The organism is Mesorhizobium sp. SARCC-RB16n, assembly GCF_008520305.1.
Classification (GTDB): Bacteria; Pseudomonadota; Alphaproteobacteria; order Rhizobiales; family Rhizobiaceae; genus Mesorhizobium.
Map to the genome: position 1 here is coordinate 1 of NZ_ML703305.1, position 17,832 is coordinate 17,832.

14 protein-coding genes and 3 pseudogenes are annotated in these 17,832 nt (G+C 61.5%); 9 read left to right on the plus strand and 8 right to left on the minus strand.

Annotated features, from left to right (window positions below; genetic code table 11):
• The 5 genes and pseudogenes from C7I87_RS33100 to C7I87_RS33120 form a co-directional block, all read right to left on the minus strand.
• Positions 1 to 836, minus strand: a pseudogene (locus C7I87_RS33100) (IS3 family transposase); the annotation flags it as partial.
• Between the two features lie 64 nt (positions 837 to 900).
• A pseudogene (locus C7I87_RS33105) lies at positions 901 to 1,056 on the minus strand (SOS response-associated peptidase); the annotation flags it as partial.
• Between the two features lie 24 nt (positions 1,057 to 1,080).
• On the minus strand, positions 1,081 to 2,082 hold the full coding sequence (locus C7I87_RS33110) for a YaaC family protein (protein WP_149908154.1): 1,002 nt from the start codon (positions 2,080 to 2,082) through the stop codon (positions 1,081 to 1,083).
• A 671-nt stretch (positions 2,083 to 2,753) separates the two neighbouring features.
• A complete protein-coding gene (locus C7I87_RS33115; protein ID WP_149908155.1) occupies positions 2,754 to 3,482 on the minus strand; it encodes an SMC-Scp complex subunit ScpB in 729 nt (242 codons plus the stop codon).
• A gap of 5 nt (positions 3,483 to 3,487) precedes the next feature.
• On the minus strand, positions 3,488 to 4,498 hold the full coding sequence (locus C7I87_RS33120) for a DUF1403 family protein (RefSeq protein WP_149908170.1): 1,011 nt from the start codon (positions 4,496 to 4,498) through the stop codon (positions 3,488 to 3,490).
• A gap of 127 nt (positions 4,499 to 4,625) precedes the next feature.
• Here C7I87_RS33120 and C7I87_RS33125 point away from each other — a divergent pair, with 127 nt between their 5' ends.
• From C7I87_RS33125 to C7I87_RS33135, 3 genes and pseudogenes are all read left to right on the plus strand, one after another.
• A complete protein-coding gene (locus C7I87_RS33125) occupies positions 4,626 to 5,774 on the plus strand; it encodes a tyrosine-type recombinase/integrase (protein ID WP_149908156.1) in 1,149 nt (382 codons plus the stop codon).
• Between the two features lie 286 nt (positions 5,775 to 6,060).
• A complete protein-coding gene (locus C7I87_RS33130) occupies positions 6,061 to 7,158 on the plus strand; it encodes a hypothetical protein (RefSeq protein WP_149908157.1) in 1,098 nt (365 codons plus the stop codon).
• Positions 7,148 to 7,913, plus strand: a pseudogene (locus tag C7I87_RS33135) (integrase); the annotation flags it as partial. The gene C7I87_RS33130 and the pseudogene C7I87_RS33135, both read left to right, overlap by 11 nt.
• A gap of 201 nt (positions 7,914 to 8,114) precedes the next feature.
• Here the strand turns inward: C7I87_RS33135 and repC are convergent.
• The 3 genes from repC to repA form a co-directional block, all read right to left on the minus strand.
• Positions 8,115 to 9,314, minus strand: a complete 1,200-nt coding sequence (repC, locus tag C7I87_RS33140) for a plasmid replication protein RepC (RefSeq protein ID WP_149908158.1) — start codon at positions 9,312 to 9,314, stop codon at positions 8,115 to 8,117.
• Positions 9,315 to 9,480: 166 nt separating this feature from the next.
• A complete protein-coding gene (gene repB, locus C7I87_RS33145; RefSeq protein ID WP_188394103.1) occupies positions 9,481 to 10,509 on the minus strand; it encodes a plasmid partitioning protein RepB in 1,029 nt (342 codons plus the stop codon).
• Positions 10,509 to 11,711 carry a plasmid partitioning protein RepA gene (repA, locus tag C7I87_RS33150; RefSeq protein WP_149908159.1) on the minus strand — a complete coding sequence of 401 codons (1,203 nt, stop codon included), beginning with the start codon at positions 11,709 to 11,711 and terminating at the stop codon, positions 10,509 to 10,511. The genes repB and repA overlap by 1 nt, the downstream gene beginning before the upstream one ends.
• Before the next feature lie 1,777 nt (positions 11,712 to 13,488).
• Here repA and C7I87_RS33155 point away from each other — a divergent pair.
• The 6 genes from C7I87_RS33155 to C7I87_RS33180 all read left to right on the plus strand — a co-directional run bounded on the left by C7I87_RS33155 (position 13,489) and on the right by C7I87_RS33180 (position 17,673).
• Positions 13,489 to 14,196 (plus strand): DsbA family protein, encoded by a 708-nt coding sequence (locus tag C7I87_RS33155; protein ID WP_149908160.1) that lies wholly within the window; start codon positions 13,489 to 13,491, stop codon positions 14,194 to 14,196.
• Positions 14,197 to 14,575: 379 nt separating this feature from the next.
• On the plus strand, positions 14,576 to 15,811 hold the full coding sequence (locus C7I87_RS33160) for an aldehyde dehydrogenase family protein (protein WP_210250684.1): 1,236 nt from the start codon (positions 14,576 to 14,578) through the stop codon (positions 15,809 to 15,811).
• Positions 15,812 to 15,973: 162 nt separating this feature from the next.
• A complete protein-coding gene (locus tag C7I87_RS33165) occupies positions 15,974 to 16,225 on the plus strand; it encodes a hypothetical protein (protein ID WP_246696519.1) in 252 nt (83 codons plus the stop codon).
• A 62-nt stretch (positions 16,226 to 16,287) separates the two neighbouring features.
• Positions 16,288 to 16,917, plus strand: a complete 630-nt coding sequence (locus tag C7I87_RS33170; RefSeq protein WP_246696520.1) for a nucleotidyl transferase AbiEii/AbiGii toxin family protein — start codon at positions 16,288 to 16,290, stop codon at positions 16,915 to 16,917.
• 238 nt (positions 16,918 to 17,155) lie between these two features.
• Positions 17,156 to 17,536, plus strand: coding sequence for an IS110 family transposase (locus C7I87_RS33175; protein ID WP_246696521.1), 381 nt, complete (start codon positions 17,156 to 17,158; stop codon positions 17,534 to 17,536).
• A complete protein-coding gene (locus C7I87_RS33180) occupies positions 17,533 to 17,673 on the plus strand; it encodes a hypothetical protein (protein WP_188394104.1) in 141 nt (46 codons plus the stop codon). Before C7I87_RS33175 ends, C7I87_RS33180 begins: the two co-directional genes overlap by 4 nt.
• The last annotated feature ends 159 nt before the right edge of the window (positions 17,674 to 17,832 follow it).

Consider the following 17,832-nt stretch of genomic DNA (forward strand, 5'->3'; position numbering starts at 1 on the left):
GGCTCCATTTCCTTCCGCTCTTAGGACGTTGTCGCTGACGATCATCCTCGGCCGGCCGCGTTCGGCGACGAGCCTGTCCAGCTCGCGGGCAACCCGCATGCCCGAGAGGGACGTATCAACGATGAGTGCCAAGCACTCTCTCGTGCAGTCGTCGACGACGGCCATGATGCGGAAGCGGCGCCCGTCGGTGAGCTGGTCCGATACAAAGTCTAGCGACCAGCGTTCGTCGGGACGCAGCGGAACCAGCATCGGCGCCCTGGTCCCGATCGCCCGCTTGCGGCCGCCACGACGACGAACGGCGAGCTTCTCCTCCCGGTAGAGCCGGAACAGCTTCTTATGGTTCACGACGAGGCCTTCCCGCCTCAACATCACGAGAAGACGCCGGTAGCCGAACCGCCGCCGCTCCTGCGCGATCGCCTTCATCCGCTCGCGGACCTCACGGTCGTCGGGACGGCTGGTCTCGTAGCGAACCGTCATGCGGCAGCAGCCGATGGCTTTACACGCCCGCCGTTCGCTCATCCCGAAGGCATCCTTCAGGCGAGCGACAGCTTTCCGCTTGGCCGCGGGCGTCACCATTTCTTTCCCACGAGATCCTTCAGCGCGGCATTGTCGAGCATGGCGTCGGCCAGAAGCCGCTTCAGCCGCGTGTTCTCGTCCTCCAGTACCTTCAGTCGCCGAGCCTCGGAGACATCCATCCCGCCGAAGCGGGCCTTCCAGTTGTAGATCGAGGCGTCGCTGACCCCGTGCTTGCGGCACAGATCGGCAACCGATACCCCGGCCTCATGTTCCTTCAAAATTCCGATGATCTGCTCTTCGGAGAAGCGGCTACCTTTCATGTCCTGGTCCTCTCGATGGGCCAGAACGAACTTCAAACCGGATTAGATCAGAGGGGCAAGGTCACTCCCTCTGGCCATCAAGGGCGTTGCGGACCACCGGGCCGGGCCGGTTGGGGTAGACATCTAGCGAGGGCTCTAGGTTGCCCATGATGTCCCGCATGGCGCGGGTCCACTCGCGAATGGCGTCTTGGCTGGTGGTGATGTTGTAGAGATTGCACATATTGGTACTTCGGCGGAGCCGCTGTTATGGAAATTCCAAGAAGTCGAGAACCGTAGTTGGAAACTCACTCTCAATCAGCTCGACAGCGGCGGCAAGCGTTGGCAGAGCTGCGTCGTTGATTTGTCCCTTGACGAGCGCGGACCACTGCATGGGATAGTATCTAACAAGCATCCCGAGCGCGTAAGACAACGCATATAAGGCGCTGAGCTTCGAGAGTTTCGCTCTTCCCCGGTATTGCGCGGGAAGCCAGAGGTCCCCAATGTTGAGGAAAGCGGCCCTCGCGTAATCGGTCAGACCCGGAAGAGCATTTCGCCTATTAGGTCCAACGAACACCAGCGCGACAGCGTCCTCAAGCTCAAAGGCAAATTCGGTCCCTTGAAGAACCGCCTCGGCATTGGCTCGATTAACCCAAGGACGCCCCTTGTGAAACTTTATGACACCGCGCTCCCCGAACCCCTCTATCTGCGACTGAAGGCACCGGGTTTCCCCGCGCCACCGCATGTGGTGGTCCACCAAGGCAGGCTGCCGAGAAAGTAGATCGCCCAAGCCAATCACAGCGCCAGCCGGGATGCGGGGATTGACATACGTTTCGTTGACTACCGAACTGGCCCCCCTGAGAAGCGACCGAAAGCCCGTGGCGTCCGACACGTCCATAAACGTGCCAGAAGCGTTGACACTCATTGCCAGGGCCGCGAAATCTGGATTGTCTCGGCTCAGCTCGTGCCCCCAGTCTAGCACGCTGAGTCCGTGGCTGGGTGCAAGCGCAGCCTCGCGTAGACCCCGTTTCAGGATCAATGTCAGCCCGCGCGAAAGGCTTACCACGCCGTAGTATAGGAGCAACGGTTTGACCGTCGGGTCCGCTCCTTGCGCCGAACGGAAGTAGGCCCTCGCGTGACTGAATGGTGCCGAGATTTCTCGCGCATGACGGGTCGCTGGCGTTCTGCCGTGTCGCAAATGATAATCGCGCTTAACTAGCTCATACGACTCGTAGTTAGCTATCAGATCCCATTTCTCAGATAGCGCCATAGCCAGCCCAAGCGATGTTGGCGGTTATTCCAAAGGCAATGCCTATTGGGCAGCACACCTTGCGAACGTAAGTGTTACCGAATGTTGCGTAGGAGTCGTCCGGGATTGCGCCTCTTGCCTTCATTCTCGCTGACCAAGCTCTTTGCCATGGGCTCATCGAAGGTGTTGGCGAGGGTGATCGCATACCACCAATTGGTAAGCAAGGTAGGCGGAGAGTGGTATGGAGGAGGTTCGGACATAAGCCTCGGCTTCTGCGTAGTTGCTGAAGCTCTTGACCTGGATTTGCCGCCCGTCCAAATGGCCCTCCATCGTACTGATCATGTGGACCCAGGTGGCGTGCATGTATGCCCAGCCCGTCGATCCTTGCGGAATACCCGGAACTTGAGATTTCGTGGTGAAATGCCTCCGCTCGACAGCAGCCTGCCCTGGCTTCCGTACACCTATTTTGACGCCTATGGCGAACCGGCGGACGAGGTCGAGATGCCCGCCCGCTTCAGCCTCGCGGAATCAGGTCGGTCATGTTACGGCACCTATACTGGCACTGTGCGGACAAGCTTTCGCGGCGGCAATCATGTTGCGGTCGATGACCCCGATCATCGGCTGCTACAGAACCAGTCGTCGTGGCCATACTTGGCGGCTGTGGTTGCGGCGTGCAACGCGGCAACCACCATTCAAGACACTGGGTCCTCGACCACATCGTCCTCTGCCTCTTTCTCGTAATCGCCTTCCCCGCCCGCCAGCCCGGCCGGAATATCGCCCGCCAGCAGTTTCTCTTTGCTGAGCAGTCCAGCATCCTCGAGCGCCTCGAAGTCGGGCAGGTCGCGCAGCGTATCGAGGCCAAACTCGAGCAGGAACTCTTTCGTCGTGACGTAGGTGTAGGGCGCGCCCGGGGTCGGGCTGCGCGGGCCGGAGGCGATCAGGCCGGCGCCGCGCAGGTGGCCGATCAGGTCGCGAGAAACCTCCCTGCCGAAGAAAGACGACAGCTCTCCACGCGTGATCGGCTGAAAGTAAGCGATGCACATCAGCACCAGCACTTCCGCCTGCGTCAGGTCCACGGCCTTCTCACTGCTGCCGACAGCAGCGCGGATGGCGTCGGCATAGGCCGGGCGGGTGAGATGCTTCCAGCCGCCGGCGACCGCGACCAGGTCGTAGGGGCGGCCGCGCAGTTCCTCGCGGATATCGTCGATCAGAAGATCGATGCTGCAGCTTTTTCCCACGATCCGGGCGAGCGTTTCGCGGGAGACCGGCTCGCTGGCCGCGAAGATTGTCGCCTCGACGCGGTTCATCCACTCGCGCCAGCGCGCCTCCTGGGGCAGCTGATCGAGCTCCCGATCAAACAGACCGTCGTCTGGCCGGCCGTTGCCCGCTCTCCCCCGCCGTGCGCGCATCGCCTCGGCCATGGTCTTCAGAGCCCGTAGACGCGGAAGGCCGGCCGGCCGGACAGCTCGCGCACGGCGCCCAACTCGACCAACCGATCAAACAGGCGTCGAAGGCCGCGGTCGCTCATGCCGGCGATTTTCTCCGATGGAACCAGTGCGTCGTCCGACAACAGCCTGCCGACGACAAGGGCTGCCGCCTTGGCCCTGAGTTTTGGCGCGACGGCGAGCAATTTTTCCGCTCGGCGGTCAAGGTCGCCAAAGAGATCGATGGCGCGGACAGTCGCGCGGGCCTGCGCGGCAAGCAACAGCTTGGGCCGTTCCGAGGCCGCGGCCGCCACCGAGGCGATAGACACCGGGAGACGCGCGCGGCCGGAACTTTTCCCCACCGTCGCCTCGCTGCCCAACAACGGCACCGCATGGGTCCAGCCGAGCCGCTGCGCCAGCAACGCGTCGGCGAGCCACGCGCCGACGGCGCTTGGCAAGCCGCGGCGCTCCACCAGCGCATAGGCGCCGGTCAGCATCCCGACCGCGCCTTCGGTCGTAGCGAGTTGCCGAAGCGCGTCGGCCAGGTCGCTCGCCGTCTCGTCGTCGTGGGCGAGCCCCAGGGCCTCCAGCACCCCGGCGATCCCCGTCTCGGCCAGCGATTCCTGCGCGGGCCGCGCCGCCAGCCTGCGCCAGGCCAAAAGCATGCGGCCGGCAGGACCGACGTCATCGCCGGGTCGAGTCAGCAGGACGGCGTCGCGAAGTGCCGCTTCGTCTTCGTTCCGCCCGGCCTGCCGCGCCGTCACCGCCGCCGCGGCGAGCGCCAGCCGCTGCCGCCAGGCGCCGGCCCAGCGCTCTTGCCGGCGCACCACCGCATCGAGGCCGCCCAGAGCGGCGCCGGCGGCGAGTGCGACGTCCTCAAGATTTTTTGCGACAAGGCTTTGCGCGTCGGGAACGGCCCGGCGCAGCCAGCCCGGCACCGGGACTGGCGCGATTGCGGCGGTGCCGGGCAAGGTGCCGTGCAGGCGAGCGGGCGCTTTCGGGCGAAGAATCATCGTCAAAAGCTTGGCGCATCGCGGCGCTTAACGCAACCTATATAAGCTCAAACCGCCGAGCCTGTCGTGGCCAACTCATGTCCGGTAAGCTTGCCTTATCGGACGTAAGCGGCTAGCCTGCCACAGCATGCAAAATCCCCCGCCGAAAGCCGCCACAACCGACCTCCCGGCCGAGGAGCCAGCCGACGGCGACCCGCTTGACGGCGCGCTGCCCGATATCGTCGATCTGGTCATGGCGATGGGCCAGCCGACACCCCGCGTCCCGGCGCATGTCGAGGATCTGGTCGAGACCGCCCGGGCGTATGCCGACGCCGCCAGTTCCGCCCACACCCGCGCCGCCTACGCCAAGGATTGGCAGCATTTTTCGTCCTGGTGCCGGCGCAACGGTTTTGATCCCCTGCCCCCGGATTCGAAGAGCATCGGCCTTTACATCAGCGCCTGTGCCTCCGGCAGTGCCGTAGGCACCACTGCCGGCGGCGGCAAGAAGCGCGGTGGCCCGGCGCTCTCCGTCGCGACGATCGAGCGCCGCCTGTCCGGCCTGGCGTGGAACTTTACCCAGCGCGGTTTTGTCCTCGACCGCGCCGACCGCCATATCGCCACCGTGCTCGCCGGCATCCGCCGCAAGCATGCCAAGCCGCCGCGCGTGAAGGAAGCCGTGCTCGGCGACGATCTTTTGGCGATGATCGCCACGCTCGGCCATGATCTCAGAGGTCTGCGCGACCGCGCCATCCTGCTGCTCGGCTTCGCCGGCGGATTGCGACGCTCGGAAATCGTCGGTCTCGACATCACGCGCGACGACCACAGTGACGGCAGCGGCTGGATCGAGATTTTCGCCGGCAAGGGCGTCCTCGTCACATTGCGCGGAAAAACCGGCTGGCGCGAGGTCGAGGTCGGCCGCGGCTCCAGCGACCTCTCTTGCCCCGTCGTCGCGCTGGAGACCTGGATCCGCCTCGGCCGCATCGCGAAAGGCCCGCTGTTCCGGCGCATTTTTCGGGACAACAAAACCGTCGACGTCGGTCGGCTTTCCGACAAGCACGTCGCCCGCCTGGTCAAGCAGACCGCACTCGCCGCCGGCGTCCGCTCCGATCTTCCGGAAGCAGAACGTGCGCTGCTGTTTGCCGGCCATTCGCTCCGGTCCGGCCTCGCCTCGTCGGCGGAGATCGAGGAACGCTATGTGCAAAAACAGCTGGGGCACGCGTCAGCGGAAATGACCCGCAAATACCAACGGCGGCGGGATCGGTTTCGCACCAACCTCACCAAGGCATCCGGACTGTAGAAAAGGCCCCTCCCCTCCCCCGGTTTTCCGCCACGCAACAGCCAGTCGAGAGAGCAGGAATTTCACCTTAGCGTTTTAATTGTAATCGGGAAGTAAAAGCGACAGTTTGCTTTATTCACAGGGTATTTTCTCTGCTAGCCACTTCACTATCGATAAAGACCTCATCGGTAGTGATTGATCTCGCCACCCAAACCAGCCAGATTCGGCGCCCATGATGGCCCGGCGTTGTACGGTCGGCGTTCTGGACGGCCTTTTCTGGCCAAAGACCGATGGAGAAGCACCCGGCATGGCCGAGCAAAAACCCGTCCGCCTGCCCGACGCCGCTTCCGTCGAAACCGTGCTGGCCGGCCTCGATCCGGTGACCGCCGACGCCGAGCTTGCCCCTGCCCTCGGCGAAAACTTCCCGGGCTTTGCCTTTACCGTCGCGAGGATCGACGACCCCTACTGGTGCAACCCTCATGCTGTCGTCGCCGCCGACGGCACGCGCCTCGGCAACCACCGCGCCTGGGTCGAGCGCGCACTGGCCGATGTCGGTGGCGACCTCACCGCCTTCTGGAGCCGGCATCGCGAAAGCGCAGAAAAATTCACCGAATGGCGCGGCACCAGCGCCTTCGCCTTTGCTCCGACTGGTCCGGGCGTCGCCGATTTTGTCCAGCTCGCGCTCGGCCGCGAGATCGAGGTTTTGGCCGGACCGGTGGTCGATCCCGATTACCGCCCTTATCGCGCCGACGATCTGTTCGAGCCGTCCTGGGTGTCTCGCGAGTCCGCGGTTGAGGCGCGGCAGCTCGCCGGCCCGGTCTACCGGCTGCGCGGCCGCACCGGCGGCGGCATCGCCCACATGCGCAGCTTCCTGGCGCGCCGGGCCCGCATCGAACGCGAGCAGCGAGAGGCCCGCCGGCCCGAACTCGAAAGCCGCGTCATCCACAAGGTCGGCTCTGAGAGTGGGAGGGACATTCCGTTCCTGGACGCCAATCCCGGCTGGTTCGATTTTGTCCCCCGCGAAAATCGCTTCTTTGCCGACTGGGCGCGCTCCAGCGCGGCCGACCACCGCATCTTTGACCACTGGGCCTTTGACATCCACGACCTCGGGGGGCGCGAGCAAAAACGCGAGATCGGCTTCATCCCGCGGCCGCTCAAAATGCCGTCCGAGCAACTGCTTGCCGATGAAGCTGTCTCCGTGCATCGGCTGATGGAGCGCATCGAAGCGATCGATGCCGAAATCGGCCTGCCGTTCGCCTGGTTCTTTCTCATGACGCACGGCCATTGGGTCGATCCCGACATTGGCGACGCGATCGCCGAAGGTCTTCGTGCCGGACGCATACGGTTGCCCGATCGCGACGCGGCGGTGCTGCTCGCCTGGGCCGACACAAAATATCTGTTTTGAGCCTCCGTCATGGACCTTCGCCTGCCAAAACCCGCTTCCGACCAAAAACTGCGACCGCGCCGAGGCGCTCGATGCCCCATGGATGCGGTGCTGCCGTATGACCGCCGCGAGGTTCTGGCCAGAATCCTCACCGACGACGACGTCGAGACCCTTCGGCACCTGGCAAAAGAAGGGATGGGCGACAATTCGCTTCGGGCGCTAGCCTCCGACCTTGGCCATCTGGAGGCCTGGTGCCTTGCCGCGACCGGTCTTTCGCTACCCTGGCCGGCGCCGCGCGCTGTTGCTGAAATTCGTGGCGCACCACCACCTGTGGGATCCGGTCAAACGCGAAACCGATGCCGCGCACGGTCCGCCGTCGCTATCGAGCTGGTCGACCTTGACCCATAGCCCGGGCTGAGGGGAATTCTTCCGCCCGGGCCTGCAGAGCGCGATAAAACTCGCGGTGCGCGCCAGCGCCCGGCCACGCGGCCGCAAGAGCAAAAAGGCGGTGACCGCCGATATTTTGTCCGCCCACTTGATAGTCTAAATAGTCTAGCCTGCGCTGGCGAAAAACTGGTCGACGACCGCGACCTCCTCCTGACCGCATTGCCTCCGGAGGCCGCCGCCGCAGCGAAGTTGCGTCCCTGCCAGTCGAGCAGATGGTCGATGAAGAGCCCGTGCCGGCGGACCCAACTATTCCCAATGGTGAAAAGCGGCCGTGCCTGAAGATCCGGCCCGGCGCAGCAAGACCACCGCGCCGAAGTCTGTCATCTCACGCACGTCCTGCGCTTGGAAGCTGCCTCCAGGCGCCAGGTGGCGTCTTCGATCGTCTCGCCCAACCAAGCCAAACTCCCAGCGCCCTGCGATGCGTCCACATTCTACAGCATGTCGAGGCGAATAGGATTCGCCCGACCTGCTGTAAGCTTCTGATTTAATGCATGTCGCCCGGAACCGAGGACACTTCCGGGCGACATGCATTAACCCGTCATCTTCGCCGTCACGCCGTTCGTTCGCAACGCTGCCATCAACATCGGCCCCACCGAGAACTGCCCCGCCCGCGCCTTTTCGGTCAGCACCCGCAGATACCCGCCTGCCGAATTGATGTGGTGGCTTCGTTGCAGGATACAGGCGATCACCACGGCGGCGGTCTCCTGGCCCATTGTATGGCAGGCTTCTTCATAGGCCGATGGGGAAACCCCAAGATAACTCCGGACCTGCGCCGCCGTGATCATGAAGTCGCGCCAGTTGGCGATCCCCTCAACGGCATAATCGACGATGTCCGGGCACGCCTTCAGCACAAGGCCAAGTGGATAGCCTTTCGGCGGCTCGTTACGGTCAGGGGTTGGCTGTGCCCGTGCCGTGCTTTTCTCTGAAGCAGGTTCAAATTCAAAAATAGAGTCGGTGTTTGAATCAGATTGCTGCCGCTCACTGTGAGACTCATTGGCGCTCGGATTCATGGAATTCATGAAGCTTTCCAGCATCATATCCACTTCTTCACGCAGCGTACCCAGATCCGCTACGATCGGCTCCAGCTCCTCCAGGGTTGCACGCCGTGGAATTGCCTCGACAATCGCCCTGAACCGTCGCCAGATCGCGCCCCAGTCGCCAGGCGCGCCCTCGTCGATCGCCGCGTCGACCAGCTTGTGGATATCCCGACGCTGGAGGGTGATGCGCTCGCGCACCAGCTTCAGCCCCCTGTTTTCAGCGCCGACGCGCTCGGCCGCCAAGCGGATCTCCTCGGCACGCACCAGTAGCGGCGCCAGCGAGAAGCCAAAGGCCTCATCGATGGCGCCATCCTTTCCCTTGCGGGCGTATCGCTTGCCGTTGGGACTGTCCCTGCGGACGATGAGGCCGCAGTCGACCAGAGCTGCCAGGTTCCGTCTCAGCGTCGCGCCGGCCATCCCATGAGCACGCAGCGACAGCTGAACGTTCGACGGAAAGACCATCAGCCCATTTTCCTCGCTCAGGTCGGTGTCGGGATAGAAGGACAACAGCCCGTTAAGTACTGCCAGGGCGCGGTCGCCGACGCCAATGATGGTCTTGCCCTCGCAAAGCCAGCGATACAGCTGCCACTTGTCGGCGCTTACCCTTTCAGGGACTTGGCGCGTGGCATTCCTCGCCTGCAACAAGGCAAGCGTCATCGGTCGCCCACCAAAGGGCGTCGTTCCCACTTCCATTTTTCTTCGCCTTCAATCAGGCAAAAGACATCCGCTCGCCGAAGTTAGCGCACAACGCTTGACAGTGATTCGTGGAAATGCGATTCTCGGAGTGCTTAAGTTCTGAGAGAGGCTTCCACGGCGCGCCGTTCGGGGGCCTTTTTCTTTTGCGGTTTCGTCTCCGTTTCTACTTTTCCGACTTCCTGAACGCCTCGTAGAGGGCGTCCAATTGCCCGGCGATGAACTCGGCGAAAGGCGGGCCGTCAGCAGATTCCAAAGTGACAGTGGCCTTTTTCGCAGTTTTCTTCAGGGTAACGCTAATTGACTTGTCAATAGGGACCCAGGAGTTGGTTGCCGCCCTCTGAGCAGGCGGCGTCTCTTTGCCCACTCTCTTTGCTGAAAGATGTCGTGCCAATATCTCCAGCCTGTCGTCGCTGGTAGCAGCCTTGAAATCGGGCGAGGCAATGAGTTCACGGACAGACACGCCACCTCCCCTGATTTTCTTGGCGAGGTCATACCAACGGTCTCGGCCGCTGTTCTTGGCAGATCCGACAGCTTTGATGATTTCCTCGGGAATGTCCTTGGTGACTGATATCATCTTTGAGACAACGGTCTTGTCGACAGACAGCGCTGCCATGATCACGTCGCGATCGTAGCTATTGCGCTCCAAGTTGCTGGCAAAGACGGCTTTCTCAATGAACGAGAGATCTGCCCTCGCACTGTTCTCCTGCCCCTGCGCGATCACGTGGTCTTTGTCGCCAAGATCCTTGACGACAGCCCTCACCGATCTTCCGAGTATCTTGGCCGCTCGTGTACGCCGATGGCCAAAAACAGTCATGTATCGGCCGCCGACTGCCGGATGCGGTCGCACCAGGATTGGGCTGTCCTGCCCCCGTTGGCGGATGGCTTCTACCAACTCTTCGAAGGCTTCCCTGTCCTCGTCCATGCGGTCGGCGACGAACGAGACATCGATTGAGTCGGGATCCAGATCGACAACGGTTTCGCCTTCGAGCAGCCGGGCTTCGAACTCTTTCGCTGACTGCGCTTTCTCGGCTAACTCGTCAATCGACCTTGTAATGGCCCCAAAGGCTCCCCGGCTCCGGTTTCGCTCTAGCGCTGGTGGCATTGCCGTGACGAAACTGTCCGCGAGGGGAGCCGAGTTGACTGCAGTCAACTTTCGGTCCGTCAGCGAGCTCAGCAGATTCTTTCTGGACATTATCGTCCCCATGCCTTGTGGATCAGGCCCGTGATCTCGGCATTCACCCGATGCAGGGATTCCATGGCACGGTCATAGGTTGAACGAGTGAATTGCACGCGGTCGACCTCGTAGAGTGATTGCTTTGTGATACCGGCGTCGGAAATGGCAGTGCTCTTGAGCATTTCGTTGACGAGCACATGCTGCTTGAAAAGCGAACGCATGAACGCGACCATCTGACTCTGAGGTCCGTCTGTCGGCTCGTAGCGTGTCACGAGATACCGTAGCCAATCAAGTCGCATATTCGCACCCGCCCGCTTCAAGGTACCCATGACCTCGCCCATCATCAAAAGAAACTGACACATCGACATCACGTCAAGCATTTGAGGATGCACGGTAATTAAGATGCCCGTTGACGAAGAGAGCGCCGTCAGCGTCAGGTACCCGAGCTGTGGAGGGCAATCGATGATAACAACGTCGTAGTTTTCCGCCACGTCAGTCAAAGCGTCGTCGAGCCGCCCAAAGAAGATGCGCCCCATGGACCCATCTTTCTGCGACAGGGCGAGGGGGGTATCGTATTCGAACTCCTGCAGTTCAAGGTTCGCAGGAACGATGTCGAGACCTGGGAAATTCGTCTTCTGAACCAGCGATGACAGTGGCTTTCGTTCGTCATCGTAGCGGAGAGATTCGTAGAGAGATTCGTTATGATCAATTTCGGGTTGGAAACCGTGCAGAGCTGAGAGCGAGGCTTGAGGGTCGAGGTCAACTGCGAGCACGCGATGTCCCGTGAGCGCTAGATGCTGTGACAGGTGCGCGGCCGTCGTAGTTTTCGCAGAGCCGCCTTTGAAATTTACCACCGCTATGATCTGCAAGTGTTCTATCCCGCGACGGCAGGGAACGTATTTCGCCATCGTCCGACTGTTTTTGTCCAGGAAATGCCTCATCTCCATCAGCTGATCGGCAGTGTAAGAGCGACGGCCTGACGGTGTTACTATCGGCTGCGGACCCTTGCCTTCGAGTGATAAATTCTTCAGGTACCCACTGGTTACACCCAGATATTGGGCGGCCTCTGACAACTGGAGTGGCCGGAGAGTTTTCTGGGCGTTTGGCGGGAACATCTCTAGCCGATGCTCGTGAAGCATGGCCGACAACTCACGAGCCTGCTCGGTCAGCAACACATCGACCTCTGCGATCTCCTCACGGAGCGTCGGCTTCACATTCATCGAAATATCCCGCACATGCGATTTTATGGCCACTCCGGCCCGCTAACCGCATGTAGCTCTGATTCTTTCAATCCGGCAAGAATTTTAATGTTAACGAAAGGTTAACGATCGCCGTTCGAGGCAGAGTTGACCGCAGTCAACTTTCAACAACGACTCACGTGAAACTCAAATCTGGTCGCCGAATTTCAACATTAGAGCAGGCGCTAAGTCGAGCGGGATCATATGGCGGCTTAGCCCCGTTCCTTCGCCGCGACGCAGTATGAAACCTACACATTTGAGGATCACGACAGAGACATAAGAACCTCTACTCATGAGCGCGTGCAGCAATCGAGAAGGCTGCTGCTTCATGGGCTTCGATGGGGTCTTGAAGCTGAGCACCCCAGGGTGCCGACCCCCATTCTCTCACCACTCGCTTCACGCCGGCCGGATCTCAGCGTTACTAGTTCGAACCAGGCCCGTCGGGAACGACTGGAGAAACATTAAGCAACGAAACTCTGTGCGCGTTAGGCAGGGGAGGGGGTCTCAGAGCCCAGGGCCTTGAAGTGATGCGGACCCGGTCATTGACGGCGAAGTTGTTATGGAGATCGATCCTTCTCTCAGGCCGGACACCGCGAAGAAGCGGCAACTTGTGTCCCCGGCCCGAACGAGTTGCCACCTCTCAAGTTAAAAGACCGTGCCAGCACCTCAGCGCCCAACAAGCGCGATTTGCGGTGAAAACCTCCACAGTGCCCAGATGTCCAGTTGTAGTGAACCTGACATTTTGTCTGTCGCTGTCAGCTTTCGGATACGGGATCACGCAGCTTCGCGCAGGCGGAAAAGGCGTGGCCAGCGCCCAACGTCGTCTGAAGCATCGACGCCAGGCGCCACGGTGTCGCTCACGCCAGATCGTCGTGAACGAAACGTCGAGCTTGACCCGGGAACTCGAGCCGAAAACCGAGGTTTTGGCTTTGTTTGGGGCGCCGGATTAGGACGGCGCGAAGGCGGCGGCAATGGCGGCGACTATACCACGGCCCCAATCTTCGCCCGCATTTTGACGCTCTCCGACGCGCCCTCACCATCGTCATGGCGAGTGGCTGGAGGACCGGATGCGCCGTGGTCCAACGGGGCGGTAACCATCTGAACGTTGGCATGAGCACATTGTGGCAGCCAGACGAGACCTTCTTCGATCTGCATACGCGACAAGGAAGTACCCAACGCGGTGCTGGCGCATATCGCTGAAACGCAGGTCGCCGACGCCATGTCTCCGAGAAGGTGAAGACGCAAAAGCAGATCGTGCGTATCTTGTCCGAAGGCACAACGGGGCGCTGGAAGCTAGCCGCCTCGATGGCGGTTCCAGTCCGCGCCCATGGCGACCGTGGCGGCTTTCCGGACCGCTGACCAGTGGGCCGAGGCCGCGCCGCTGTTTGCGCCGCCAACCGCTGAATGAGCGGACAGGGCAGGGCAGCGGGGATTCCGCTGCCGGTCCCGCGGCCTGTCGCCGAGTTGAATGTGCGGTATTCGCCAGCAGCGAGTGCTGGGAATTCGGCAAAGCGCGGCGCGAGAGGCCACCCGGAAACCTGCGCGTTTGCCGGCGCTGCCGCAATTGGCACGGAGCTTGCCGCGACGCCGGCGCAACGTTCGACCGGAGCGCAGCGACGGGAGATGCCCGGGAGGGAGGAGCCCACCTGATCCGGTCAGGAGACCGTAAGTTGATTATGATCTGCAAAACGCAGCGCAGTCCCGCGCTCCGCAAGCCTCTTTGCTGCCCTGCTGTTCACTGTTAATTGGAGCCTGACCCATGCCTGAACCAAGAGCCGGCTATATCGCTCTTTTAATCCTGGCCCTGCTTCTTACCGGGCTCGCAGTGCAATCTCATCCGCCTGGTATAGGCCACCTTCGCGAAGACCGTCGCCTGCTCGAGGCGGATTGGCGGAAGCTCATTCCGGAGCGGCGCGACGCACTCTTCAACGATCCCTCTGCGCCAACTGCTGGGAACCCGAATGGCGACGTCCCTCTGGTGGTGTTTTTGGACTACAACTGTCCGCACTGCCGGGCGGGAGACCCTATAATCCAGCAAGCCCTCAAGAACGATCCCAAGCTGAAGGTTGTCTACAAAGAGTTTCCGAGCAAGGCACCGGGTTCCAAATTCGCCGCAGTGGCGGCGCTCGCGTCCCGCAAACAGGGAAAATATGAGTCGTTTCATCACGCCCTTATGGCTGCTCGGGGCCAGGTCAGCGAATTTTCCATTTTGACTATCGCACGACAGGTGGGCCTCGACGTTGAGAAGCTCAGGCGGGACATGGAAGATCCCGCCATCGAAGACACCCTCAAGCGCAATCGCACGCTCGCCACGGATCTGTACATCACCGGCACGCCGGCCTTGGTTCTCGGCGACGAAGTGATCGAAGGGGTGCCGCAGATTCCCACGCTGGAACGCTTAATCGCCAAAGCGCGGCAAAAGCTAAGCGTCGATACCGCGCCGGATCACCACTTCGCCTTTTTTTGACAGTGGTGACGGCCGGTGCAATCCCGTTCTGTGGACATGAGTGCTCTCGCGCCGGGCAAGATATGGCCCGGCAACGCAGTAGTGGGCTCACCACGCCGTTCCATCGGCAGCGTGCAACCCGCATTCAGCGGCGCTGGATCGCACAGCTCGGGCGCGGTACCCAGCCATAGCGCTCGGCTAACGGATTTCTTGTTCGACGAGCTTGCGGACGTCGGCGCTGACATGCCGGCGGCGATGGCAGAGCTTTGCCCGCAGGATACCGAACGCCTCCCGCGCCTGAAATTCGCGCCAGGTCGACCAACGACTAGAGGAACAGCTCAATGAACATCCACCGCTTCATCGATATCGGCCGCTGGCAGGGCAAGGCCTTCCTCGGCGGTTGGCGGGCAACGACGCGCTCCTCCTCGAGATTGCGGACCCCGCGACCGACGCGATCCTCGCATCGGTCGGGCTGGCCGGCCCGGCCGACGTCGCCGCCGCCGCATCCGCCGCCCGCGCCGTGCAACCCGCCTGGGCGGCAAGGCTGCCGGCAGAACGAGCCGCGATGCTCAACAAGGCGGCCGACATTCTCGAACGCAATGCCGAGGAGCTGATCGGCTGGATCATGCGCGAATCCGGCTCGATCCAGCCCAAGGCCGGCATCGAAATCGAACACGGAGCCGGCTTCCTGCGCCATGCCGCGGCGGCGGCGATCGAGCCCAATGGCCTGATGCTGCCGTCGATGGATATCGGGCGCCGCAACTTCGCGCGCCGCGTGCCGCATGGAGTGGTTGGGGTGATTTCGCCCTTCAACTTCCCGCTAGTCCTGTCGATCCGCGCGATCGCGGCGGCGCTCGCCACCGGCAATACGGTGGTCCACAAGCCCGATCCGCGGACTTCGATCTCTGGCGGCATCATTATCGCGCGCATCTTAATGATGAGACTCCGCCGGCCGCTTGCGAGGCTGTTTCGAACCCAGTCGTCTGCAATTTTGGCAATGACCGCGTCTGGATTCCCAAAATCGGCGGCGCGGCTCGTCGCGCCACATGCTATTCAACGCTGCACCGCCTGTGCAGAGCAAAACAGAGGGCAGGGCGCAACAACTGCGGTGCAGCGAAGCTGGACCCAGGGTTGGCGGATAACCTGTCCCGTCTGCGGACTACGGCAACAAGACATAAGAGACGCAGCATCTGCGCTTATTAGCCCGCTATCGCCGTTCGAGGGTCTTTGGAAAGATGCCCTCCACGGTGAACGGCTCATCGAACATGCGCTGAGGGGATCAGCTGCCGGTTGGGCATCGCGGATCGATATCGTCCGATTGCTGCTCGTGCGGCGGTGCCCGAAGCCCTTCAACCATGAGGTATCGATAGACCACTCCACGATCCTTGGCGCCGTCGTCCAAGGTTTCGATGAGTGCGTGGCCGAGCAGGGATTCCCAAGATCCACGATTGCAAGACCCATTTTGCCTGTCGGACTCCGCATAGCTCTCCTGGCTGGTACCTCAATCATCCACCAGGAAGGCCCCAAACTGGTTTCCGAACTCCAGCACCAAACGCTTGGCGCCCACTATGCGCGGTTCGCCTCAATCGGCGCTGGCATGTCGGTTGCGAGAAGCTCCCCACCGCAGTTGAATTGAGACTCAGGGCCATCGAATCTCATAATTAGGTGCAGCGATTACAAAAAGCCGGCGCAATCTCATATTTAAGCGCAGCGCGACAGGGACTGGACGACAGCGAAGAAGCGGTAACTTGTGTCGCCGGCCCGAAACTACTAGCTTAGGACCACTATGAGCAATCATTTGGCATCCGTCCTGACGACCGTGAACGCGCCCTACAGCCTGCAGCTGGACGACGCGGCGCTGGCGCATTGCCTTGCGGATCTCGACTTGGCCAAACAGCACCCCGGCCATGTCAGCGCTTTTCTCGGTGAGGTTTCTCCCGCGTTGCAGGTCGAATTCGCAGTGGTGCATCACATCCCGGTCCCCGACCTTAAGGCCTTTGCCGCTGCGTTCTCTGCCTGGTCCGGCGAGAGCTATCCGCTCGCTGCGTGATGGCTGGACAGGATAGCCGGCGCCCTTCCGAGTGGCGGCGGCTTTTTCTTATTGCCGTCGACTTGATCGACCAGCTTCGAGAGAACGCCGGCGGCTATGACTTTGAATGGTCGTTTGGTGGGAGCACGGCCATGATGATTCAGATCGGTCATCGTGAAAGCCGTGACATCGATATTTTCCTCGACGACCCGCAACTGCTCGGCTTCATTGATCCATCCAGAAGCCACATGCGTTTTGATCTGATCCCATCGGACTATCAAGGTGACGGGCTTCGGTTTCAAAAATTCGCCTTCGAGAACGTCGGCGAGATCGATTTCATCGTTGCCGGAGCTTTGACGCCGACGCCCTTCAAGACATGTGAAGTTGAGGGCAGGGCGGTTCAGCTCGAGACCATTCCCGAAATCATCGTCAAAAAAGTCTATTACCGAGGATCGGAAGCCAAACCGCGTGACATTTTCGATCTCGCCGCTGCGGCACGGTCTCAATTGGAGCCCCTGGTCAACGCCCTTCGCGCTTTCCCGGAACAGGTGTCCAAGACCAGGGACCGATTGGAAAAGCTGAACCCGGAATTTGTCGACCGCGCCATAGCACAGCTGATGATCATGCCAGGCTACGAGGCGTCGGCCGCCGATAGCCTCGACACAGCGCTTGCTGTACTGGATGAGGCGTTGTCATCGACCAAGAACACCTGACCATCTTGTATCTGCACGGAGGAAACTTTGTGCGATGGAAGCGACAGAGCCTCGAACCGGACGGCCATCCGATTCGAGGCTTCGCGAAGTCGCCCGACAACCCCTTCGGTTACAACCGTGGATGAGCCTGGGATCTTCGCCTTCGTCACGTACGACCGAATAGTCGCTTGGCTCCAATCGCACGCACAAGGCAGGTTACCGTGAACACGATCATATGTGGAGTGGATGTTTCGAAAGGATGCTCGATGCCCATGTCGAGCCGAGCGGGGCGGCTAGCCGTTTCGCCAACGATGCGGCAGGCGTTGCCGACCTGGCCGGCTGGTGTCAGGGCCACGACGTCGAACTTGTCGTCATGGAGGCCAGTGGCGGCTACGAACGGCTTGCCTTCCTGCTGTTGTGGGAGTTGGGGGTATGCTGCGGCATGGCCAATGCCCGCAGTGTGCGCTACTTCGCCGAAGCAATGGGCTTCCTGGAGAAGACCGACAGGATCGATGCCGCCATGATCGCCCGCCATGGCCAGATCAAACAGCTCAAGCCAATGCCGCCACCATGCGCGGCTCAGCAGCGGCTCAAAGCGTTGGTTGTGCGGCTTTCCCAGGTGGGCGGCAATTCAGGGTGACCCGGACACACGCGATCTCGCTGCCGGAATTCGTCCTTCCGGTTGACATCGTCCCCGCTATTCCCGAAATCGCCAATCCGCGATTTTCCAGCCACACGACGCTCGCCGGCGTCAAGCCACGCAGGACGTTGCGTTGAACAGGAGACCGAGGCCCGTCTGAGGCGTGAAATCGGTCTGAAACAACTGGCTTCAATGAGCCGCGAGAGCTGTGTCGGCGGTGACAGCCTTTTTTCGTCTCGGGCATCGCCGCCGACGCGTCGTGCTCGTCAAAGGCCGGAATCTCGAGGAGCGCCGCT